The organism is Gordonia polyisoprenivorans (assembly GCF_017654315.1).
Classification (GTDB): Bacteria; Actinomycetota; Actinomycetes; order Mycobacteriales; family Mycobacteriaceae; genus Gordonia; species Gordonia polyisoprenivorans_A.
Genome location: NZ_CP072203.1, coordinates 4,584,605 through 4,606,377 on the forward strand (window position 1 = coordinate 4,584,605; position 21,773 = coordinate 4,606,377).

Annotated in this window: 20 protein-coding genes and 1 pseudogene; 7 read left to right on the forward strand and 14 right to left on the reverse strand. The window is 66.9% G+C overall.

Annotated features, from left to right (window positions below; translation table 11 throughout):
- The first annotated feature begins 19 nt into the window (after positions 1 to 19).
- The 3 genes from J6U32_RS20785 to J6U32_RS20795 are packed head-to-tail and all read left to right on the forward strand — an operon-like array spanning position 20 to position 2,999.
- Positions 20 to 973 carry a hypothetical protein gene (locus tag J6U32_RS20785; RefSeq protein ID WP_208791960.1) on the forward strand — a complete coding sequence of 318 codons (954 nt, stop codon included), beginning with the start codon at positions 20 to 22 and terminating at the stop codon, positions 971 to 973.
- Positions 970 to 2,370 carry an adenylosuccinate synthetase gene (locus J6U32_RS20790; RefSeq protein WP_208791961.1) on the forward strand — a complete coding sequence of 467 codons (1,401 nt, stop codon included), beginning with the start codon at positions 970 to 972 and terminating at the stop codon, positions 2,368 to 2,370. The genes J6U32_RS20785 and J6U32_RS20790 overlap by 4 nt, the downstream gene beginning before the upstream one ends.
- Entirely contained in the window at positions 2,343 to 2,999 is a 657-nt protein-coding gene (locus J6U32_RS20795; RefSeq protein ID WP_079930453.1) for an NUDIX hydrolase, read from the forward strand. The genes J6U32_RS20790 and J6U32_RS20795 overlap by 28 nt, the downstream gene beginning before the upstream one ends.
- Before the next feature lie 324 nt (positions 3,000 to 3,323).
- Here the strand turns inward: J6U32_RS20795 and J6U32_RS20800 are convergent, their stop codons facing one another.
- Positions 3,324 to 4,418, reverse strand: coding sequence for an IS110 family transposase (locus tag J6U32_RS20800; protein WP_208791962.1), 1,095 nt, complete (start codon positions 4,416 to 4,418; stop codon positions 3,324 to 3,326).
- Positions 4,419 to 4,803: 385 nt separating this feature from the next.
- Between J6U32_RS20800 and J6U32_RS20805 the strand changes: the two are divergent.
- Positions 4,804 to 5,160 (forward strand): annotated as a pseudogene (locus tag J6U32_RS20805) (HNH endonuclease signature motif containing protein); the annotation flags it as partial.
- Positions 5,161 to 5,301: 141 nt separating this feature from the next.
- Here the strand turns inward: J6U32_RS20805 and J6U32_RS20810 are convergent.
- The gene (locus tag J6U32_RS20810) at positions 5,302 to 5,802 is read right to left on the reverse strand and encodes a methylated-DNA--[protein]-cysteine S-methyltransferase (protein WP_432276999.1); all 501 of its coding nucleotides are present in this window, start codon (positions 5,800 to 5,802) and stop codon (positions 5,302 to 5,304) included.
- Positions 5,803 to 5,935: 133 nt separating this feature from the next.
- On the opposite strand from J6U32_RS20810, the gene J6U32_RS20815 reads away from it, so the two are divergent.
- Positions 5,936 to 6,850: an alpha/beta hydrolase gene (locus J6U32_RS20815; protein ID WP_432277000.1), complete on the forward strand. Its 915-nt coding sequence runs from the start codon at positions 5,936 to 5,938 to the stop codon at positions 6,848 to 6,850.
- An 11-nt stretch (positions 6,851 to 6,861) separates the two neighbouring features.
- Here J6U32_RS20815 and J6U32_RS20820 read toward each other — a convergent pair whose 3' ends face one another.
- Positions 6,862 to 7,935, reverse strand: a complete 1,074-nt coding sequence (locus J6U32_RS20820) for a PHP domain-containing protein (RefSeq protein ID WP_208791964.1) — start codon at positions 7,933 to 7,935, stop codon at positions 6,862 to 6,864.
- A gap of 10 nt (positions 7,936 to 7,945) precedes the next feature.
- Positions 7,946 to 9,586 carry a phosphoglucomutase (alpha-D-glucose-1,6-bisphosphate-dependent) gene (pgm, locus tag J6U32_RS20825; RefSeq protein WP_208791965.1) on the reverse strand — a complete coding sequence of 547 codons (1,641 nt, stop codon included), beginning with the start codon at positions 9,584 to 9,586 and terminating at the stop codon, positions 7,946 to 7,948.
- 98 nt (positions 9,587 to 9,684) lie between these two features.
- Here pgm and J6U32_RS20830 point away from each other — a divergent pair, with 98 nt between their 5' ends.
- Complete coding sequence (locus tag J6U32_RS20830; protein ID WP_208791966.1) at positions 9,685 to 10,305, forward strand: alpha/beta hydrolase; 621 nt, start codon at positions 9,685 to 9,687, stop codon at positions 10,303 to 10,305.
- Between the two features lie 35 nt (positions 10,306 to 10,340).
- Here J6U32_RS20830 and J6U32_RS20835 read toward each other — a convergent pair whose 3' ends face one another.
- The gene (locus J6U32_RS20835; protein WP_208791967.1) at positions 10,341 to 10,805 is read right to left on the reverse strand and encodes a MerR family transcriptional regulator; all 465 of its coding nucleotides are present in this window, start codon (positions 10,803 to 10,805) and stop codon (positions 10,341 to 10,343) included.
- 87 nt (positions 10,806 to 10,892) lie between these two features.
- Between J6U32_RS20835 and J6U32_RS20840 the strand changes: the two genes are divergently transcribed.
- Positions 10,893 to 12,125, forward strand: coding sequence for an MFS transporter (locus J6U32_RS20840; RefSeq protein ID WP_208791968.1), 1,233 nt, complete (start codon positions 10,893 to 10,895; stop codon positions 12,123 to 12,125).
- Here the strand turns inward: J6U32_RS20840 and J6U32_RS20845 are convergent.
- The 9 genes from J6U32_RS20845 to J6U32_RS20885 form a co-directional block, all read right to left on the reverse strand.
- Positions 12,068 to 13,864, reverse strand: a complete 1,797-nt coding sequence (locus J6U32_RS20845) for a long-chain-acyl-CoA synthetase (RefSeq protein ID WP_208791969.1) — start codon at positions 13,862 to 13,864, stop codon at positions 12,068 to 12,070. The genes J6U32_RS20840 and J6U32_RS20845 overlap by 58 nt on opposite strands.
- Before the next feature lie 35 nt (positions 13,865 to 13,899).
- Complete coding sequence (locus tag J6U32_RS20850; RefSeq protein WP_244332233.1) at positions 13,900 to 14,601, reverse strand: hypothetical protein; 702 nt, start codon at positions 14,599 to 14,601, stop codon at positions 13,900 to 13,902.
- Between the two features lie 76 nt (positions 14,602 to 14,677).
- The gene (locus tag J6U32_RS20855; RefSeq protein WP_208791970.1) at positions 14,678 to 15,637 is read right to left on the reverse strand and encodes an MlaD family protein; all 960 of its coding nucleotides are present in this window, start codon (positions 15,635 to 15,637) and stop codon (positions 14,678 to 14,680) included.
- Positions 15,634 to 16,686, reverse strand: a complete 1,053-nt coding sequence (locus tag J6U32_RS20860; protein ID WP_208791971.1) for an MlaD family protein — start codon at positions 16,684 to 16,686, stop codon at positions 15,634 to 15,636. The genes J6U32_RS20855 and J6U32_RS20860 overlap by 4 nt, the downstream gene beginning before the upstream one ends.
- Positions 16,686 to 17,792, reverse strand: a complete 1,107-nt coding sequence (locus J6U32_RS20865; RefSeq protein ID WP_208791972.1) for an MlaD family protein — start codon at positions 17,790 to 17,792, stop codon at positions 16,686 to 16,688. Before J6U32_RS20865 ends, J6U32_RS20860 begins: the two co-directional genes overlap by 1 nt.
- Position 17,793: 1 nt before the next feature.
- On the reverse strand, positions 17,794 to 18,828 hold the full coding sequence (locus J6U32_RS20870) for an MlaD family protein (RefSeq protein WP_208791973.1): 1,035 nt from the start codon (positions 18,826 to 18,828) through the stop codon (positions 17,794 to 17,796).
- Positions 18,825 to 19,859, reverse strand: a complete 1,035-nt coding sequence (locus J6U32_RS20875; RefSeq protein ID WP_208791974.1) for an MlaD family protein — start codon at positions 19,857 to 19,859, stop codon at positions 18,825 to 18,827. Before J6U32_RS20875 ends, J6U32_RS20870 begins: the two co-directional genes overlap by 4 nt.
- Entirely contained in the window at positions 19,856 to 20,908 is a 1,053-nt protein-coding gene (locus J6U32_RS20880; RefSeq protein WP_208791975.1) for an MlaD family protein, read from the reverse strand. Before J6U32_RS20880 ends, J6U32_RS20875 begins: the two co-directional genes overlap by 4 nt.
- Positions 20,905 to 21,771, reverse strand: coding sequence for an MlaE family ABC transporter permease (locus tag J6U32_RS20885; protein WP_208791976.1), 867 nt, complete (start codon positions 21,769 to 21,771; stop codon positions 20,905 to 20,907). The genes J6U32_RS20880 and J6U32_RS20885 overlap by 4 nt, the downstream gene beginning before the upstream one ends.
- Positions 21,772 to 21,773 lie beyond the last annotated feature (2 nt).

Genomic DNA, 21,773 nt, shown 5'->3' on the forward strand with positions numbered 1-21,773 from the left:
CACCAGATAGGAATCCATCATGGGACAGGGATATTGGGACACCAGCGCATTTCGCAGCGCCGCGGCCGCCCGCCGGGCAGCCGGCGCCGACGACTTCGGCTACTCGGCCCGGATGCGTGAGACGCCACGTCACCTGCGCGTCGCGGCGCCCTCGCTCAACGCCCACGGCGTCACCACACGCGAGTCACGTGACAGCATCGACCACCCCCGGTCGACCCCGATCGTCGTCCTCTTCGATGTCACGGGCTCGATGGGCCGCGTGCCGATCACCGTCCAGAAACGTCTCGGCGATCTGCTCGGTCTGTTGACCCGCGGCGGCTACGTCGACGATCCCCAGATCATGGTCGGAGCCATCGGCGACGACCAATTCGATGTCGTGCCACTACAGATCGGCCAATTCGAGTCCGACAACCGCATCGACGAACAGCTGCGCGACATCTACCTCGAGGGCGGCGGCGGAGGCGACAAGCGTGAGGGGTACGCACTGGCCGCGTACTTCCTGGCCACTCGGGTCGTCACCGATGCCTGGGACCGGCGCGGCCGCAAGGGCCACGTGTTCTTCATCGGCGACGAGATGAACAAGGATGTGCTCTACGCGGATTCCGTACGCCGGTTCATCGGCGACGACATCGGTGAGGATCGTGACGTCGCCGCCGTCTATCGAGAATTGGCTCAGCGCTTCCACATTCACTACATCCTGCCGAATCTGACCAGCTACTACGACGATCCGCAGATCGAGGACCACTGGCGGGCCATCGTCGGCGAGCGATTCCTCAAGCTCGACGATCCCGACGCGGTCGCCGATCTGATCGCGCTGACCATCGGGGTGATGGAGAATGCCATCACCGTCGATGAGGGCGTGGCCGATCTGCGTGATGCCGGTGCTGCCGCGGCATCCGCGGTCGGGAAGGCATTGGCGCAGGTGACTCCCCGTCCGATCACCGGGACCGGCACGTTGCCGGCGGACCTGTGAGAACCACGACGGCGTCGACCACGGCCGCGCCCGGTGCAGAGATCCTGCCCGGGCGCGCGCCCGGCGCTCCCGTCATCGTCGTCGGTCTCGGGTACGGCGATGAGGCCAAGGGAGCGACCGTGGACTTCTTGGCGTCGATGATCCCCGATACCACTGCGGTGGTGCGGTTTTCCGGTGGCGCACAGGCCGCCCACAACGTGTGCCACGGCAGCCGGCACCACACCTTCCGACAGTTCGGGTCGGCGAGTTTCCTCGACGTGCGTACCCTGCTCGCCGCCCCGATGATGGTCAATCCCCTGCGGTTGGCGCAAGAGGCGGCGGAACTGGCCGACGCCGGTATCCGCAACCCGTTCGGATTGCTCACCGCCGACGCCCGCTGCCAGGTCACCACACCGCTGCACATCGCCATGAATCGCGCCCGAGAAGCGCTGCGTGGCAACGCCCGTCATGGCTCCACCGGTGAGGGTATCGGCGAGACCACCGCCTATGCATTGGCAGTGGAGTCCGGTGCCCGGCGGGGGCAGCGGGTCGGCAACTTCGTGATGCATGCCGACGCTCCGGATGCAGCTGTGCCCACTCTCGGCCTGCTCCGTGATCGCCGAGCAACGATCCGTGCCCTCGACGCGCTGGCGGCCTACGCACGACCGCTGATGGCGGCCGCACCCGAAGCCGAGGCGCCCGTCGACTCGGTTACCGACATCGCCGACACGCTGTGTGAGATCGCCGATTCGATTCGCGTCGTCGACGACATGCCCGCCTACCTGAACGCGACGATCGATGCCGGTACCACCATTTTCGAGGGATCGCAGGGAGCGCTCCTCGACGAATGGCACGGCTTTCACCCGCACACCACGTGGTCCACGGTCGTGCCCGGGCCGCTCGTGCAGTGGCTGCGAAGCACCGGCCACCGTCCGTACGTTCTGGGTACGACGCGGTGTTACGCAACACGTCACGGGTACGGTCCGATGCCCACCGAGAGCGACGATGTCGTGTTACCCGACGTCCACAATCGTGAGGGACGCTACCAGGGTGCCTGGCGGACAGGACATCTCGACATTCCCGCGCTCCGCTATGCCGCGGCCGTGGCGGGTGTGCTCGACGGTGTTGCGGTCTCGCACCTCGATGTCCTCGGCACCGCAGGCCTTTGCGTCGCAGACACCTGGGACGGTGATCCGACTCCGCTGGCACCCACGCGCGGGGGCGACCTCACCGCACTCGCGCGGCTGACCGAGATCGCCGCGCACGCCACGCCGGATCTCCGACAGCTTCCGGCTGACGCCGATGGGGTGGCACAGTTGATCTCGCAGGCGACGGGGGCGCCCGTCGTGATCCGCGCGACCGGGCCTGCACGGACCGACAGGAGTATCACGTGGCCCAGCCCGAGCCCGGCATCCTGAGTGTCGTCAGCGTCGATGTGGTGGCGCTGACCTACGACGCCGAGGCGCGCGCGGTGCTCGTCGCCACCCATCGCCGTACGACCGAACCGCATCTCGGCGAGCGAGCCCTCCCCGGCGTCGTCGTGCGCAGCGGTGAGCGCCTCACCGATGCCGCCTCACGAGCCCTCACGAAACTCGGCATCGACGAGCCGCCGTCGGCGATCGGTCAACTACAGACCTTCGACGAGCCCAGTCGAGATCCACGCGGACCGTCACTGTCGGTGGCCATGTGGGCGACCTTCTGGGACTCGGCAGACATCCGGACGGAACAGGCCGTGTGGACACCGATCGACCGCGACCACCCACCCGCGTTCGATCACGCCGAGATCATCACCGCCACCCGGTCCATCCTTGCCGAGAAACTCTGGCGTGAACTCACTTTCACGCGCGGCCTCACCGGCCCTGAGTTCACCGCTACCGACGCCGTCACGATCACCCGCTCGCTCACCGGCGCAGAGGTGCACCGCGCCAACCTCAATCGCGACCTCGCCCGGATCACCACGCTCACCGAAGCAGGTGTCGCGCCCGCCGCCGGCGGTCGTCCACCCAAGATCTGGCGGTGGTCCCCGATCCCGACCGACTCCCCTTGATCGAGAATTCCTTCCCCCGATGGTCGAGCACTTCCATCATTCGACGCCCGCCCCTTCCCCGATGGTCGAGGTGCGAGCCGCGTGCGGCGAGCCTCGAGACCACCTGCGCCAGCGCTGGTTCCGGTTCGGCGAGTGACGCGGATACCTATCATCTCACCGGGTCTCGAGGCCTCGACCATCGGAGTAGAACGACGGAGCGTTTCCCCCGATGGTCGAGGTGTGAGCCGCGTGCGGCGAGCCTCGAGACCGCTTGCACCGGTGCTGGTTCCAGCTCAGCGGGTGATGCGAACAATGATCGGTGACAGGGGACGTTCCTATAACGTGTCAAGGGGTCTGGGAGACGTTTTTTGGGGTGTGGTCGAGGTCTTTGAGATCGGCTTTGAGGGCGTAGAACAGTTCGCGGGCGACGAGGCGTTTCATGGCGCGGATGATGTCTTTATCGGCCATTCCCTCGGCTCGTCGTTTTTCTCGGTAGGCGAGTGCTTTCTCGTGTTTACGTAACCGGCCGATGACCACGAGGTAGACCGCGGAGTTGGCGTGGCGGTCCCCACCGCGGTGCAGCCGCATCCGGCTGGTCTTCCCCGAGGACGCGGGGATCGGCGCGATCCCGGCCAGCCGCGCGAACTGCGCATCACTACCGATACGGTCCGGGCATTGCCCGACGGTCACCAACAACTGCGCGGCGATCATCGGACCGACCTGCGGGCGGGCCCGCAACCGCGGCGCGGCCCGGCGGGTCAGCGTGTTGAGTTGGGTGTCGTAGGCCTTGATCTCGGTATCGAGGTCACGAACCCGTCCGGCGATTCCCCGTAACGCGAGTTTCGCACCCTGTACCGGGTCACCCAACTCGCCACGATTGGGTCGCCACGACCAGATGACCGCCACCATTTTCCGGGTCGTCAACCCCGCCAGCTTCTCCCGTAACACCGGTGCGGTGATCACCAGATCCCGGATCTGATTCAACGCGACACTACGCGCTTTGACCGCCGAAGCCCTTGCCGTGGACAGCATTCGGATCGACTCAACGATCCCGGAATGATCCTTCGGAGTGATATCGGCACGCCCGGTCCGCGCCGCCTGCGCCGCGGTGTAGGCATCAACCGGATCGGACTTGCCGACCGTGGCCCGCACCGTCGGATCCGGGCGGTTGAGTTCTTTGACGGTGTAACCATGCTCACGCAGCACCGAGGTCAACCCCAACCCGTAACTACCGGTCTGTTCCACCGCGACCCGATGCACCCACCACTGGGCCAACCACTCCAACATCGCCTCGTTCCCGGCCCGATCAGTACCGAACTGCGCGTCACTGATCTGCCGGCCATCATCGTCAACGATCCCGGCGTGGTGGGTGTCTTTGTGGGTATCGACCCCGGCATACACCGGTTGCGTCGACACCCCCTCTACAGTCATGCTCGACATTGCGGTTCCTGTCTCCTTCACTTCGGTGGAGGATGACTACGCCGGGTGAGGCAGACAGGACGGTGAAGAGTCGGACCAACCGCAGCCGACAGGTTCCTATGAAGTCATAACCTCACCCGGCCCAGTCATCACGAATCCAGGTGTCAATTCCGGACTTCACCGAATGCCGACAGGTCCACTTGAAGACACCCAATTCGAGGTCAGTCTCGAGGTAAGTCAGAACACCCGGTCAAGCCCTACCCATATTCTCACCGTCTCGAGGCTCGGCGCTATCGCTCCTCGGCACCTCGACCATCGGATGGAAACGCCAGGAGTATCACTCGGTTGTTTTCGATCGATGGTCGAGGACTTCCGCCATCCGACACTCGCCCCTCCCCCCGATGGTCAGGCCCCGCCCGGGGATCCGACCGGACACGGCGGTCACTCCGTGCCACCCCCTGGGGCACTGACCTATGCACCCAGCGCCACACTGCGCGCTGAGGTGCTCGCCAACGACGCCTGGTGCCGATACCCCTACTGCGGGATGCCGTCGCACCTGTGCGACCTCGATCATTGGCGACCGTTCAACCACACCGACCCCGAGGCCGGAGGCTGGACAGTGCTCGGTGACCTGATCCCGCTATGTCGGGCCGATCACCAGCGGAAGCATCTCGCGGAGTGGGTACCGACGTTGTACACCGATCGGCGGGTGGAGTGGCGGAGCCGACGGGCGGGGCAGGTGATTGTCACCTATCCGCGGTGACGGGGTTTTGCTGTGGGGTGGAACCAGCTGTGGCTCAACGGGTCTCGAGGCTCCTCGCTGGCGCTCGTCGCACCTCGACCACCAGGAAAGAGCACCTCGACCACTGAGAAAAGGCGTCTCGAGCACGGAAAGGGCAGGGCTTCAGAACAACCGTCCGGCGTCCTCGGCGGACGGTTCCTCCAGACTCAGCAGGATGCGTTTGCGCTCGAGCCCACCACCGAATCCAGTAAGCGAACCGTCGGCGCCGATCACCCGATGGCACGGAATGATGATCGCGATCGGATTCCGGCCCACCGCTTGGCCTACCTGCTGCGCCAGTGATCGGTCGCCGAGCTGCGTCGCGATGGCACCGTAGCTCGTCGTCGTGCCGTACGGGATGTCGAGCAGGAGTCGCCATATCGATTCGGCCAGGGCTCCCCCTCGCGGCAGAAGCGGCAGATCGAAGTCCTGACGGAGTCCGGCGAAGTACTCGTCGAGCTGAGCGACCGCCGGGCTCAGTACTGGGTCGTCGTCACCGGCCACCGATCCCCATTCCGACTCAGGAACAAGGTGATTGGCGAAGTACAGTCCGATCAGCGACTCCCCTCTGCGAGCAGGAGAACATCGTCGACGGGCGTCGGTACCGACCGATACCGACGGAATGCACTACTGGTTCCGTGTGTCGCCTTCACGCCCGCTCCCTCTCGCGTGTACCACCGACGCTACCCCCGCAGGGTCCGCGGCACCCGGCGACCCCGATCGCTATCGTGGGTGCCGTGACGATGACGGAACCGTGGTGAAGCTGGGCCTGGCCGATCTGCGGCAACCGGTGTCGGCGGCGGATCTCGCCGACACCCGCGCGTTCTATGCCACCCGGGTCGGCGGTGTCGGACCGCGCTCGGCGACCGAGCTCGCCGCCGTCAGGGCCGCGCGAGCCGTCGACCCGCAGGCACCGACCCGAGCCCGCTCCGAGATCATCGAGGTCGACGGCCACCGAATCCCGATCCGCATTCTCCTGCCCGATTCCGGGCACCCCACGGGCATTCACCTCCACCTGCACGGTGGCGGGTTCTACATGGATTCCGCCGCCCGGCACGACGCGCAGAACGCACGCCGCGCCGACGCCCTCGACGCGGTGGTGATCGGCGTCGACTACCGCCTCGCCCCCGAGTCGCCGTGGCCGGCAGCCCCCGACGACTGTGCGGCGGTGGCATCGTGGCTGATCGCGACGGGCACCGAACGATTCGGCACCACCGCCCTGACCCTCGGTGGCATGTCGGCCGGCGCCACGTTGGCGATGACGACACTTCTCCGCCTGCGCGATGCCGGCGTGGTTTCCGAGGTCGACGGCGTGGTCCTCGAGGCCGGAAGCTACGACCTCAGTGCCCACACCCCCTCCGGTGCAACAATTGCCGACGAGTACTTCATCGAGGCGTACGTCGGTCATGTCACCGACCGCACCGTTGCCGACATCTCACCGATCTTCGGCGATCTACGGGGCCTGCCGCCGGTGCTCGTCGTCATCGGGGAGGACGATGTGGTGCTGGCCGACAATCTCGCCATGCTCGCCCGGCTCACCGCCGCGGGAAACGACGTCGATCTACGGCTGTATCCGGCTGCACCGCATGGTTTCACGATGCATGACACACCCATCGGCCGGCGGGCAGTCGATGATGTCGACACGTGGCTGCGCGCACGGCTCGCCCGCTGACGCACCCACGCTCACCGATGACCGGCCCACGCCAGCAACCGGTCCACCGGCCAGGTGGTGATGATGCGATCCGGGTCGATGCCGTGCTCGTGGGCGCGCTGCGCGCCGAGCACGGTGAACTCGAGCTGCCCCGGTGCGTGCGCATCGGAGTCGATCGCGAACAGGCAGCCCGCCTCGATCGCCATGGTGACGAGTTCGTCAGGCGGGTCGACACGTTCGGGGCGCGAATTGATCTCGACCGCGGTCTGATGGGTTGCGCACGCCTCGAACACTTCTCGGGCGTCGAAACTCGACGGTGGACGGTGTCCGCGGCCGGTGAGTACGCGCCGCCCGGTGCAATGTCCCAGCACGTCGACCCGCGGGTCGGTCGCGGCTGCCACCAATCGCCGCGTCATGGCGTCGTGCTCCATCCGCAGGGCCGAATGCACCGAGGCGGTGACGATGTCGAGCCGGTCGAGGAGCGCATCGGTCTGATCGAGTGCACCGTCGTCGAGGATGTCGACCTCGATTCCCGCCAGCAATCGAACCTGCGTGTCGGGCAGCCGCCTCCCGGTCATGTTCGCCCCGCGGTTGTAGGCCTCGATCTGCTCGATCTGATCGGCGAGCCGTTCTGCACTGAGACCGCGTGCCACGGTCAACCTCGGCGAGTGGTCGGTGACCGCGAGCCACTCGAGTCCGAATGCGGTCGCCGCCGCTGCCATCTCCGTCAGCGGGGCACCGCCATCGCTGGCGTCGGTATGGCTGTGGCAGTCCCCGCGCGCCGCGGCGACGAGGTCGGCGGCGGCGCCGGGCGGATACGGCGACTCCGTCGACTGCAGACGCGCCAGATACTCCGGCAGATCTCCGTCGAGGGCCTCGGCGATGACCGTGGCGGTGGTCTTGCCGATACCCGTGATCGACGTCAGACTGCCTTCCCGCGAACGACTCTCGAGATCACCTAGGTCGAGTCGGGCCGCGGCCCTGGCCGCCTTGCGGAACGCCTCCACCCGATAGGTGCTCTCCCGCTGGCGCTCGAGCAACCACGCGATCCGCTGCAACGCGACGATCGGCTCGACGGGTGCGCTCAACGGCTCCAACGTTCTCATCGGGGCACGCTCACGCCAGTGCCGCGTCGACCACCTCTTGTGCCTGCACCTGGACTTGGGCCAAATGCTCAGGCCCCTTGAAGGATTCGGCGTAGATCTTGTACACGTCCTCGGTGCCCGACGGCCGTGCTGCGAACCATGCGTTCTCGGTGGTGACCTTCACTCCGCCGATCGCCGCACCATTGCCGGGTGCCTCGGTCATGATCGCGGTGATCTTCTCCCCGGCCAGTTCGGTCGCAGAGATCTGGTCGGCCGACAACTTCGCCAGAACCGCCTTCTGCTCCCGCGACGCCGGCGCATCGATACGCGCGTAAGCGGATTCGCCGAAGGCGTCGGCGAGTTCACGGTAACGCTGCGAGGGCGTCTTGCCGGTCACCGCGAGGATCTCCGAGGCCAGCAGATCCAGGATGATCCCATCCTTGTCGGTGGTCCACGGCTTGCCGTCGAAGGTCAGGAACGACGCTCCCGCACTCTCTTCGCCGCCGAAGGCGATCGAGCCGTCGAGGAGTCCGTCGACGAACCACTTGAACCCGACCGGCACCTCGACGAGACGTCGCCCGATGGCACCGACCACCCGATCGATCAACGACGACGAGACCAGGGTCTTGCCGACCCCGGCCTGCTCCGACCATCCGGGCCGATGGGTGAACAGGTAGTCGATCACCACGGCCAGATAATGATTCGGGTTCATCAGGCCTGCATCCGGGGTCACGATCCCGTGCCGGTCGGCGTCGGCGTCGTTGCCGGTGGCGATGTCGTAGTGATCGCGTGCACCGATCAGTGAGGCCATGGCATTCGGTGAACTGCAGTCCATCCGGATCTTGCCGTCGGTGTCGAGGGTCATGAACGAGAACGTCGGATCGACGGTCGGATTGACCACGGTGAGCGTGTCGAGGTTGTAGCGGAATCCGATGGCCGCCCAGTATCCGACCGAGGCTCCGCCGAGCGGGTCGGCGCCGATGCGGAAGCCCGCGGAGCGGATCGCGGCCATGTCGACCACGTCGGCCAGCCCGTCGCAATACCGCATCATGAACGGATAGTCGGTGACGAACTCGCCGGTCCGGGCCTGCTCGAACGGAATCCGCTTGACGCCGACGAGCTTGGCACGCAGCAGTTCGTTGGCGCGCGCGGCCACCCAGGAGGTGATCGACGTGTCGGCCGGTCCACCCGACGGCGGGTTGTACTTGAACCCGCCGTCACGCGGCGGATTGTGCGACGGGGTGACGACGATGCCGTCGGACTCCACACCCGGATTCTCGGCATTGAACTGCAGGATCGCGCGACTCACCGCAGGCGTCGGGGTGAAGGAGTCCCCCTCGGCGGTGAGCGTGGTGACGCCGTTGGCGGCGAGGACCTCGAGTGCGGTACGCCATGCCGGGATCGACAGCGCATGCGTGTCGAATCCGATGAACAACGGCCCGCCGATCCCGGCGCCCGTCCGGTACTCGACAATCGCCTGGGTCGTCGCGAGGATGTGCGCCTCGTTGAACGAGGAGTCCAGACTCGATCCGCGGTGGCCGGACGTGCCGAACACGACCTGCTGCAACGGATCATCGGGGTCAGGAGTGCGTTCGTAGTAGGCCTTTTCCACTGCGGCCACGTCGATGAGGTCTTCGGGCAGTGCCGGGGTACCGGCTCGAGGGTGTGCCATGTGACGAATTCTGCCACCGATCGAGCGGTCCGCAGGGCGATGCGAACCGAACAGTTACTGTGAACCACCCGCACGTCCGCCAGCAAGGAGCACTCTCGATGCCCGTGCGCAGCGCCGATCCTCGGCTCGTCGTCCTCGTCTTGCCCGGTGGGACCGATTCGAGTTACCGTCCGTTCTCACCGTGGCAGGCCTCGGCGCTGCGCATGTATCCGTTCACCTGGTCGATCCGGGCGCGCTTCGGTCGGGCCGTCGACGTCCGCCAGGTGCGCTACCGCGTCTACGGCTGGAACGGCGAGCAGGCCTCGCCCATGCCGTACGCGCGGGCCGCGCTGGCGCGTGCGCGTCGTGCACATCCCGACACCCCGGTGGTGCTCATCGGGCACTCGATGGGTGGACGCATCGCGGCGCAACTGGCCGCCGACCCCACGGTCACCGGGGTGCTTGCGCTGGCCCCGTGGTGGCAGTTCGCCGACTGGCGGATGATCAACGACGACGCCCGGGTGGTCGCCGTCCACGGTGACGCCGACACCATCACCCTGGCCCGCAAGACCGCCAAGGGCATCGCCGAGATGCGCGACCGTGGCGTCGACGCCACCTATGTGTCGGTGCCCGGTGGGCACCATCCGATGCTCGACCATCTGGGCCTGTGGCAGGGATCCGCGCTCGCGTTCGTCCGCGAGGAATTGGCGCGCCGATCAGAACGCCTGCCCCAGAACTGAACCCGAGCGGGCCTGCCCTGTCCCAACGAGCCTGCTCAGTCGGCCCGCCCGGGGACGGGGAGGAATCCGTCGTCGAGTTCGGTGCCGTCGAGCGCGGCGTCGACCCGTGCCGCGATGTGGCCACCGGTCATCGGGCACTCGAGCGCGCGATCGGTCCGGCAGTCGAGCATGTGGGTCAGCACCACCTCCGCCCGTCGAAGTCCGTCGATGCGGTCGCGGATCTGCGCACGGGTGTCGGTGATGACCGCGCGCCGGTCGGCCAGGGTGTCGCTGCCGAGGACCGCGCGGGTCGCCTCGATCGACATCATCCCATCCTCACGCCACAGCTGTAGGTACGCGAGCCGGGCCAGTGCCGCGCGGTCGTAGTACCGCACGCGGCCACGACGCTCGGTGGCCTCGAGCAGCCCCACCTCCTCGTAGTAGCGCAATGCCGAGACCGCGACACCGAAGGCCGCGGCCACCTCACTGATCGAGTAGATCCCGCCGTCCGACACCGTCATCACCGACACCCCCACGAGGTTGCGCTCAAGTCCACTTGAGAGGACACGATGAGGCCATCCTAACCATCGAGCGGAAGTGGGTGCGTGATGACCGAACAGACGCGAACGACAGCGTCGATGACATCGCGGGCGGCGGGTCCGGCCGGTGCCGGGGTGGCACTGGTGATCGGCTTCGTGGCCGTCAGCCTCAACAGTCGGGTCGCGTTCGGCCAGATCGGGCCACTGGCCCCGGTGTCGTCGTTCGGCAGTTCGACGGTGACGGTACTCGGCGTGCTGCCGCCGGCGTTGATGGGCGTGTGCGCCCCTGCTACCCGCTGGGCGCGCCGACACCTGGGCGACGACCGCACCCTGGTTCTCGCGTCGGCGGTCCTGCTCGTCGGCTGCCTCGTCCGACCATTCGGCCTTGTCGGATTGCTGCTCGGCACGGCGATCGTCGCAGCGGCCACCGCTCTGATCAACGTCGTTATCCCTGTCGTGGTGCGCACACGCTTTCCCGCCTCGGCAACCGGGATCATGATGGGCGTCTACGCCGTGTGCATGGGTGTGGGTTCGGCGGTCGTCGCGGTGATGATGGTGCCGATCGCGCATGCGACCGGCAGTTGGCCACCGGCGATCGCCGTCGCCATCGTTCCCGCCGCGCTCGCGGCCGTCGCGATCGGCCCACAGTGGCGGTCGAGCCGGCCGGTCGTGGCCACGGCGCACGCCCGGACCGATCCCCCGTACCGCTCCGCGCTCGGGTGGAGTCTGTTGTGTTTCTTCGGGATTCAGACGCTGTTGTTCTACGCGGTCCTCGCCTGGCTCTCGACGATCCTGGTGGCGGGCGGCACAGCCGTCGGCACGGCCGGCGCGGCCCAGTCGTGTTTCATCGTCGGGGTTGGTATCGGCGGATTCGTCGCTCCGGCACTCGCCGGGCGTCGTGGCGAGCACCGGCCACACATTCTCGCCGTCATCGCGGTGTGCGCGCTCGGCCTTACCAGCGTGCTCCTCGCCCACGGCGCGGCCACGATCGTCGCAGCCACCGTTCTCGGCGCCGGTCTCGGTGGCGGACAATCACTTCCGGGGGTGTTGTACGCCCATCGCGGCAAGACCCCGGACCGGATCGCGGCGTTGTCCACCTTTGCCCAGACCGGCGGCTACCTCCTCGCCGCCACCGGCCCGGTGCTGCTCGCGTGCCTACATGCGTTGTCCGGTTCGTGGCGGGTGCCGGTGATCGTGCTGATGGGCTTGCTGGCGGCCAACGCGATCCTCGCGGTCCGCGCCGGTCACGACGGTCGAACAGCAGCGCGGGGTCCGGCGAGTGCGGTGACGAACCCGTCGTAGAACTCGACGTATTCGTCGCCGTCGAGGACGTACACGGGATCGTCGCCGGTGTCGCCGAACGACTCGGTACGCAACTGTGTCCGCATGTTCTTGAAGGTCGAGGTGTGCTCGAGATGGTCGGTAAGCCGGACGAACAGTGGCACCGCGTATCCGGGCAGTCCGGAGCGGACATGCTCGGCGAAGGCGACCGGGTCGAACGTGGCGCCGGACGTGAGGCTGATCGCGGCCATACCGGCCTTGCCGTCGACCCCGGGCACCTGCACCCCGAACACCACCGCCTCCTCGACGGCCGGGTGGGCATCGAGGACGGCCTCGACCTCGGTGGTCGCCACGTTCTCACCCTTCCACCGGAACGTGTCGCCGATCCGGTCGACGAATCCGATGTGCGAAAACCCTTGGTCGCGTACCACATCGCCACTGTTGAACCACCTGTCGCCGGCTGTGAACGCTCCGGTGACGACCTTCTTCTCCGATGCCGACGGATCGGTGTAGCCGTCGAACGGGACGCGCCGGTTGATCTCGGCCAGGAGTAGGCCGGTCCCATGCCGGGGTACCTTGACGACCTTGCCATCGGGTCCTCGCCGCGGTTGCCCGGTGTCCTCGTCGTACTCGACGATGGCATATTTCAGGGGCGACCAGCCGGCCGTCTTGGGGATGCCGAGGACGTTGATGAAGCCGATGTTGGCCTCACTCGCGGCATAGAGTTCGACGATGCGGTCGATGCCGAACCGTTCGGTGAACGCATCCCAGATGTCGGGGCGCAAGCCGTTGCCCACCGCCACCCGCAATCGGTGGGCGCGATCGGTGGGCCGCTCCGGTTGCGCGAGCAGGTACCGGCAGAGTTCACCGATATAGCAGAACGCCGTCGCGTCGTTCTCGATGATCTCGTCGATGAATCCCGACGCGGAGAACTGTCGGCCGATCGCCAGGCACGCACCCGAGGCGAGCACAGACGACACCGAGATCGTCAGTGCGTTGTTGTGGTAGAAGGGCAGCGCGGTGTACATGACGTCGTCGCGGCGCAACCGAATGCCGAGCCCGCCGATGCCCGACATCGCCGCGAGCCACCGATAGTGGCTCATCTTGCTGGCCTTGGGAAATCCCGTCGTTCCGGAGGTGAAGATGTATAACGCGTTGTCCGACATCGGGATCGAGTCGGTCACGGCGGGATTGCGCGGGGAACACCGCGCCGCGCCTCCGTGTAACTCGGCGAAGTCGAGGCGGACCTCGGGCAGCGCCGACTCCGGTACGGACTCGAGCACCTCGGCGAGATCGGGTTGGTAGATCAGGACCTTCGCGCCGATGAGCCCCAAGCTGTGTTCGAGGACCGACCCGCGCTGGTGAAAGTTGAGCATCCCCGCAATCGCCCCGAGTTTCACGATCGCCAGCATGGTGATCACCACGTCGGGATGGTTGCGCGATTCGATGGCCACGACGTCGCCGCGTGAGATCCCCTGCCGACTCAGGAAGTCCGCGATCCGGTTGGCGTGCGCGTTGGCGTCACGGTAGGTGATCGACCGCCCCTCGAAGCGCAGGAAATCGCGATCGGGATAGGCCTCGACGGACTGGACGAAACGCTTCCCGATGGACATCTGCCGACCGGGCGGGCGCGGGATCAGCGCCGGCAACGACCGCAGTACTCCCCCGAGGTCCGGGCGCAGAGACGCGAGCCCCGACAGGATGTCTCGCAGGGTGATGTCGGGGAGAAGTCCCGTATCTGCCGAATGCGGAGTTGTCATCACGTCCTTTCCCGGGGCATCCACCTCGGTGCCCGTCACTTGCCCGGCAGGGGCGAGATGCCGCCGCTGATGTCGGTGATCTGCCAGTTCTTGCCGTCCACCGTTATCGGGTATAGCGCAGTCGTCTTCACCCCGTCCGGTGATTGGACGTTACTGGTGGTCACGTCGAGGAAGACCTGAACGTGGTACGTGCCGTCGTTGTGGGTGGCGATGTCGCTGCCGACGAGCGTGCCGGTCGACACCCACTGCAGTTGCCCGAGAAGATCACGCAACGCGGGTTCGCTGGTCTGGAACTGCTGTGCCAGCGGCTGGTTGACGTGTGAACGCAACGCCGCGAACCACGGGTCGAAATTGCGGTAGTCGATCCGCGCGGCGGCCACCGCATAGTCGGAGGCGAGTTGTCGTGCGTGCGCCTCGTCGGCCGACTGTGCGCGCAACGCATCGAGCTCGTCGCCACGCTGGTGCGCTTGCCACCCGACGACGCCCGTCGCGACTGCCAACGCCAGGATCACCGCGACGATCATCGACACCACGAACGGCCGCGAACGCAGCCGGGCCGTCAGCGACGCGCGGCGTCCCGGAGGCTGGTCGGCTTCTACCACCTTCTCGTCTGATTCTGTTGCCCCGTACGGTGATTCGGTATCGGCGGGTGTTCTGTCGTCCGGTGCTGTGTTGGCCTGCTCCGTGTCAGCCTGCTCCTCGGCAGTGTCCGTATCGGCAACGTCGGTGTCACTCATGTCATCTCGGTTCGTGTCGGTGGGCGGTGGGGATTCTCGGGCTCGTGGCGGCCGATGCGGCTCGGTGGTGGCGCGGTCATGGCGGGTCCGCCACGGTCAGTCGCAGGACGCCGTTCTCGTCGACGATCCGCAATCCTTGCTCGACCAGGGTCGCCAGATTCACCCGACCGGCCGGTGCGACTGCGGTCAGGGCGGGCTGGAGCACCCGCATGATCGCGGCGACGTCGGGCATCGTCTTGTTGAGGTACTCGCCGATCTTCTGGGTAAACGGGATGATCACGTCGTACCAACCGGTGGCGCCCTCAGTAGCCTGCGCGAGTCCGGGCAGCAGGCTCCACAAGGTGGAGAACGGAATGTTCATGTGCGCCAACTTCGGTGCGGTGGCGCGCATCACGGCGCCGATCCGGGCACCGTCGAGGCGCGTCAACAGTTCCTGTGCGTGGTCGAACAGGCCGGAGAACTCGGATCGGTAGGTGCCGATCGTGCGGGCGGTCAGCGAGGAGAATCGGCCGATGGTCGCCAGATCGGCGTCGCGGCCCTGCCAGCCCTCGGAGATGGTCCGCGCGATCTCCTCGAGGGTGGCCGGATCGAATTGGCTGGTGAGTCCGTGCATGGAAGTCAGCATGTCGGCCACCGAGACGCCCGGGTCGATGCCGTTGCCGATCACGGCACCGTCGGTGAGGTACGGGCCCGATCCGGTGGTCGAGGTGAATTCGACGTACTGCTCGCCGACCATGGACAGATTCGCGATGCTCACCGTCGCGTCGGCCGGCACGTCCGCACCGGGCCTGATCCGGAGGGTGGCCCGCAGCCCGTCGGGTCCGGTCCGCAGATCGGTCACCGTGCCGACCTGGATGCCGTTATAGAGCACCGACGAATCATTCTGCAGGCCACCGGATTCGGTGAGTTCCAGCGATACGGTGTCGTATCGGGTGAACGGGTGCAGATGCAGGACGCCGACGACGAGGTAGGCGCTGAGCGAGATCGACACCACCACCAGCATCACCAGGCTCCCGATCGTGCGGCGTGCGGTCATCGCATGGCCCCGATCATCCGGAGAACCGCGGCGACGGTCCGGGTGTCGGTCGCCGACCCGCCGGTTCTGCGGCCATCGGGTTCGGTGACGTCGACGATGTCGATCGACGGGTTACCCGCCCAGGCGACGAGTCGGTCGCCGAGCAAGTCATCGAGACGGCGGATGTCGGCGGGTGCCTGTGTGTCGAGCCGTACGGCCGTGGCGACCAATGGGTCGACGACCCCGATGAGGCCCTGAAGAGTCGCATAGCGCGGGATGATCAGGTTGCCGATGGGGACGACTTTGGGCCCCAAGGCATTCAAGACGTTCGACAGTCCGAGGAATGCCGAGACCGCGCCGCTGACCCGTCGCGGCCCGAATTGGAAGGCGAACGCCAATCGGGACCGGTTGACGTCGAGGGTGTGCGAGATCGTCTCGATCGAATCGATCATCGACCGGATGTCGTCGCCCTGACCCGCGCTGCGCGCGATCAGCGCGCGCAGCACCTCGATGCCGACGTCACGTTCGGTGGTGTCGGACGGAAAAGCCTTGTTGGCGTTGGTGATGATGCGTTGCAGGGTGGCGATGGTGCCTCCGTTGGCGAGTGCGGCCACACCTCCGAGAAGATCTTCGACCTGTGGTGACACCGTGGTCCTCGACAGCGGGATCGTCTGGCCGGCGGCGATGGTCGCGGTGGTGGCGCCGGCCGGTGGTGACAGCGCGATGAAGAAGTCGCCGAGCAGGGTCGCCTGCACGAGTTCGGCGGTCGTGCCGGCGGGCAGCCGGACGTCGGCGGAGAGATCGACGGTCGCGACCGCCACCCGGCGACCGTCGTGTTCGGCCAGACCCACCCCGCGCAGTACCCCGATCCGTGAGCCGTTGTAGACCACCTTGCTGCGTGCGGGAAGGTTGAGTACCGAGGCGAATTCGATGTGTAGCGGGTAGCTGTCACCGTCGACGCGGGTAGCGGGCAACGGCAGATCGGTCGGCGCAACGCCGCACGCGGCCACGAGAACCGTGAGACTCGCCAGCACTGCCGCCCACGCTGCGCACCATCGGGATCGGATCATCACCGGCCCCTTGCGGACGCGAGTACGAGTTGGACCAGCGCGAGGTCGACGTGTCCGGTGGCTCCGGGCGACGGCCGGCAGGCCTGTGCCATGACCGCGTTGACCGCCGCGCAGACCGCCGAGCTCGACGACGCGGTGACCCGCACCGCCGGAGGAGCCGTCTCGATTCCACCGACTGCCGCGCCACGGGCGAGGATGCGTTGGACTCCTGTCGACACCAGGGGCAACCGCCGCAGCAAGGCGAGGATCTGATCCATCGGGATGCGATCGAGTAACGGCATGAGAGCGTCGAGGACGGCGAACACCGGCGGCGAGGAGGTACGGATGAGACGCAACAGCGACGGGGTCAGTTGGGTGGTCTGGACGACGGCCGGATTGAGCACCGAGAACCAGGCATCGAAGGTCTCGGCGAATTCACCGAGTTTGGTCAGTCCGAGTTGAAGATCCGGCCAGCGCTGAACGAAAAAATCGGTCAGCTCCCCCACGTTGGTCAACAGCGAACGCAATTGTTGATCCCGTAGCCCCGGGTCGCCCAGCGCCGCGGCGAGCCCGGCGATCGCCGCGTTGAAATCCGCGCCGGTGCCGCGCAAAGTCGCATCGACGCGATTCATGCTGTCGCGCACCAGTTCACGGCGCTCGCCGGACTCCGATGCGGCGGCGGTGACCTGGGAGGCGAGCTTGTCGAAGGCGGCGTAGGCGGCACTGACACTGGTCGGGGTGTGCGTGCGCGCCAACGGAATACATCGCCTCATGTCCCACGCGGCGCCGGCGGTCCGACCCGACGGGATCTCCAGGTGCCGGTCGGTGACGATCGAATCCGAGGTGGTCACCGCCGACACATCGGCCGGGAAGTCGACGGGCGTGTCGAGGGTGAACCGCACGACCACGTGCCCGGCCTGCGGGGACACGGCGGTGATGGAGCCGATCCTTACGCCGCGCATCGTGACGTCGTTTCCCGGGTAGAGGCCGACGGCGTCGGCCATGTCCGCGCACCCCGACACGTGGCCGGCTCGCCGTTCGACGATGACCAGCGTCGCAGCGACGATCACCGCGATCGTGAGCACCCCGACGATGATCCGGCGCCACCTCTTCGGTGACCGAGACATCTCAGCACCGCCGATCCGGGCTCGGGACGCACAGCCCACCGGCCGTCACCTGATCGGGGGTGATCTGCACCTGCGGTGCGTTGACGACCACCGACGACAGATCCACCCGACCCGAGGAGTTGGTGACGCCCATGGCATCTCCGATCTGATCGACGATCGCGGTCAGTGTGCCGAGGAGGTCGTCGATGCGGGCGGGCTGGGCGCGCAGGGTGTTGAGGACGTCGAGAACCTGCCGGAACGGTGGTTCGATGGTGCCGGTGAAGGCATCGACCGGCTTGGCGATGAAGGCGAACAGCGCGCCGATCGACCGCACGGTCTCCACCCCTTCGGCCTTGACCTGATAGGCCTTGGCCCCGACGTAGCCGATCAGGCGCAGCAGTTCGACCAGATCGGCGCGCCCGCTGTTGAGTCCGGAAATGTACTCGTCGCTCAGGGCGACCGCGGCGTCGAGGTCGTCGGATCGCGCCCCGACCGCGGTGGTCAGTTGTTCGGTGTCGGCGATGATCTGCCGGATCGCGTCGGGTTGTCCGGCCAGCGCGGCATCGACCTTGCGCAGCGTGTCGGCGATGGTCTGTCCGTTCACCTTCGACACGACGGCCCCGGAATCGGCGAGAACGTCACTGAGCGTGTATGGCACCGACGTACGTTGCATCGGGATGATGTTGTGGCCCAGCGCTGTCCGGCCGGCCGGCAACAACGCGACGTAGTGGCCCCCGATGGCGGTGGTCAACCGGACATCGGCCGACGTCAGATCGCCCAGTGCGACATCGGAATCCACGCGCATGGTGACCTCGACGCGATCGGGGTGCAGGGCGATCGCCGACACCTCACCAACCCGCACACCGGCGATGCGGACCTCATCGCCGGATCGCAGGCCGCCGCTGGTACTCAACGCCACGAGGACATCGCGGTGGCCGAACGGGTCGAGGTAGATGACCCCGCACACCGCGGCGAGCACGACCGCCACCCCGAGGCCGATCATGCCCAGCCGGAATTGCCTGCGCCGCATCGATGCTTCGTCGCGTCGCCGGGTCATCGGCACACCACCACCGGGACACCCGCGAGCAGAACCCGCGTCAGCGGCGTGGGGATCGCCTGTCCCGAGCCGCACTGATAACCACCCTGCCCCGCGGCGTGCGCCGTGGCGTCGAGCGCGTCGATCAGCGCGGGCAGTCGTCCGAGGGCGGCGGTCGCGGTGTTGACGGCCGGCACCCAGGTGCGCAGCAGGTGATCGACGGTGGCGTAGTTGCCGTAGTAACTCTCATCGAGGCTCTCGAGGAGTTGCCGTACGGGCCCGAGACTGCGCGCGGCCAATCGCATCGACTCCTGGGTCTTGTCCGCCGACGCCGCAAGCACCCCGAAGGCGTCTCCCATCCGGGAGATCAGATCGTTGAGTTGCGGTGACTTGTACCGGATCTCACCGGCGACACGGCCCAATTGGGTGATGACGGTCGCGATGAGCGTCGAACGATCGGAGACGACATCGGCGAGCTGACGCAGCTGGTTCAGCACCGAGCCCACGTCGGGGCCGCGGCCCTCGATCACCGCCAGGATGTTGTTCATCAGCGAATTGAGTTGGTCGGGTTGCAACGTGCCGAACAGCGGCCGGAGCCCGTTGAACATCTCAGTGATGTCGAAGGAACCGATGGTCCGCGAGGCCGGGATGACGGCGGTGGTGGCGAGTTCGTGTTGCGGGGCGGTGGAGTCACCTGCGGGGGTCTGCAGGTCCAGGTACCGCTGTCCGACGAGATTCAGGTAGCGGATGGCGATCTGGGTGTCGTCGTAGACCGTGGTGGTGGTGTTCACGGTGAAGCGCACCTGCGCCTGGGCCTGGTCGCCGGAATCGTCGAGCAGCGAGATGGATTCGACCTTGCCCACCCGCACACCGAGTTCGCGGACGTCGTTGCCGACGGTCAATCCCGACACGTCGGTGAAGCGGGCGGTGAACGTCCGCCCGGCGCCGGGCACCGAGGGATCGAGCGCCTGGAAGATCACCCACCCGGCGAGCAGCATGGCGACGACGAACAGGACGAAACCCGCAGTGGCCGTGGGCCGCACCCGGTTCATCGGCCGCCACCCCCGGTACGGACGGCACCTGCGGCCAGCAAGGCCGAGGTGATCGCGGGCAACGACTCCAGCGTGAGCCCGAGGCGTAACCGCACGGTGCCGTCCACGCGCGGCAGCATCTTGTCGAGCCGGCCGATCAGCTCGTGTGCATCGTCGGCTGCTGCGGGCACGGTGGACAGGGTGTAGCCGAGCGGGGCCCCGAGAGTGAGTGAGGCGTCGAGAACGGTGGCCAGGTCACCCGGATCGGTGCCGACGACCTGGCCCAGGGTGATGAAGGTCTGCACGAGGCCGGTCAGCGCACCGGTGACCTTGGCCGTCTCCTGCGGGTCGGCATACATCGCGGTCTTCTCCACCAGGGTGGTGAAGAGGTTGACGAAGGGGTCCGACAACGCGGCCGCACCGCGCAGGGTGTCGTCGGCGATACGCAGCATCTGGGCGAACGGCATCTGTTGGTGCTGATGCGCGAGTGCGAACAAATCGAAGCCCGACCGCATCAGCGGCGAGATCTGGGTGACGACCTCGTCGAGCCGGTTGATCATCGCGGTGACCTCGGAGCCGGTGAGGGTGGAGCTGATCGATCCGATGTCACGCAGGACGCTCACCGCCGACACGTCCGACGAACCATCCTGCGCCGCAATGATCTGTCCGTTGCGTAGCGCCGGTCCCGGTGCAGTGGGGGTCAATTCGATCCCGGTCACACCGAAGATGTTCGACGGCGCGAACGTCGCGGTGAGGTGGCCGCCGATGTGGTCGGCCTGGGTGGCGTCGACGGCCAGGCGCATCCGCTGATGCCCCTGATCGTCGATGGTGATCGACTCGACGTGCCCGACGAGCAATCCCTGGTATTTGACGTCGGCGCCTGCCGAGAGTCCTTCGGAGATGCGATCGGAGGTCACGGTCACCTCGACGGTGTCGTCGAAGACTCCGCGCGCGTAGAGGGTCACGGGTATGGCGATGGCGGCGAGCACCGCGATCGCCGCGAGGCCCCACCGGGTCAGCACACCGGTGGACGGACCACGCCCGGACACGTCGATCGGTGGCCCGATCATCCGGAGAACCTGAATCCGACGTCGGAGCCCCAGAACACGAGGGTCAAGATCATGTCGAGCACCACGATGAGGATGAAGCTGAATTTGATGGCGCGGCCGGTGGCCGTCCCGACCCCTTCGGGTCCGCCGCGGGCGTAGTAGCCCTGATATCCGTGGACGAGGACCACGGCGACGATGAACACCACCGCCTTGATCAGCGAGTAGACGACGTCGACCGGATGCAGGAAGGCGGTGAAGTAGTGGTCATAGGTGCCGCTGGATTGACCGTGCATGCCGGTGACCACCAGCGCACAGGTGAGGTAGGCGAGGATCAAGGTGATCAGGAACAACGGGATGATGGTGATGACCCCGGCGATGGCACGTGTGCTGACGACAAACGGGATCGGTTGCACGGCTTGTGCTTCGAGTGCGTCGATCTCCTCGGCGATCCGCATCGACCCGATCTCGGCGGTCATCCGGCAACCGGCCTGCGCGGCGAACCCGATCGCCACGACGATGGGTGCGATCTCGCGGGTGGTGGCATACGCGGAGAGAAAACCGGTGAGCGGACCCATGCCGAACATGTCCAGTGAACCGAAGGCCTCGACCCCGATGGAGCCACCCACCGACGCCCCGAGAACCACCAGCACCGCGACGGTCCCACCGCCCACGATGACCGTGCCGTTGCCCCACATCATGTCACCGAGGACGGCCAACGTCTGGCGACGATAGTGACGCAGCGCGTGCGGCATGGCGCCGAGCACCTGTGCGGTGAAGCGCAACTGATGGCCGAGCTGCGCCAGCAGCCGCGCCGGCGCTCCGGTGATCGCGCCGAGCCGGCGCACCCGCGGGTGGGCGGCGAGGTACACCTCGAGTCCCAGCATCG